Source organism: Collinsella sp. HCP3S3_E11, from assembly GCF_052067375.1.
GTDB lineage: Bacteria > Actinomycetota > Coriobacteriia > Coriobacteriales > Coriobacteriaceae > Collinsella.
The window spans coordinates 1-528 of sequence record NZ_JBQHQI010000038.1 but is presented as its reverse complement, the minus strand read 5'-3'; the positions used below and the strand labels follow the sequence as shown (position 1 = coordinate 528).

The 528-nt window shown below is 68.8% G+C and carries 1 protein-coding gene; it reads right to left on the bottom strand.

The genetic code is table 11. The features are described 5' to 3' along the window. Positions 1–144: 144 nt before the first annotated feature. On the bottom strand, positions 145–528 hold a 384-nt coding region (locus tag ACTM86_RS08960), incomplete at its 5' end, for a hypothetical protein (protein ID WP_441053343.1).

Here is a 528-nt window from a genome sequence, read left to right as displayed (position 1 = left end):
GTCCGGTCGCGGTGTCGCGGACACGCACGACGCTCACCCCGATTCGGGTGACAGCGGCCATGTCGGCGTCGGTCGCCTCGGCCTCCTCGGCCTCGGTCGTCTCGATCTCGACCGGTTCGGACTGGTCGGCGGCTCGGGTGGTGGTCATAGCTGGTTCCTTCTGATGCGGACGGTGAAAACGAGAGTCGCAGACATGCGGACGTCGCCAGCAGGGCCCTCGGTCACCAGTGGCCCGGATGATTCCTCGACCATCGCCGAGTCGGCACCGAACGGCTGGCACCTGTTGAGGGCGGTGCGGACGATCGTCACCGCGTCCCGGACGCCGGGGCGGGTGCGGGCCACACACACGGCGCTCACGTCGACCCTGATGTGCGCCGACGGGGCACAGATGCGGCGCTCCGACTCCAGACCGGTGTCGTAGTACAGACATACGTACCGGCCCGGTGGGGTCGCTGGCGGTTCCCCGTCATAGACGGTGAGGGCCGGGATGCGTGCCGCGAGGTCGTCGTGCAGGTTCACAGGATGTCC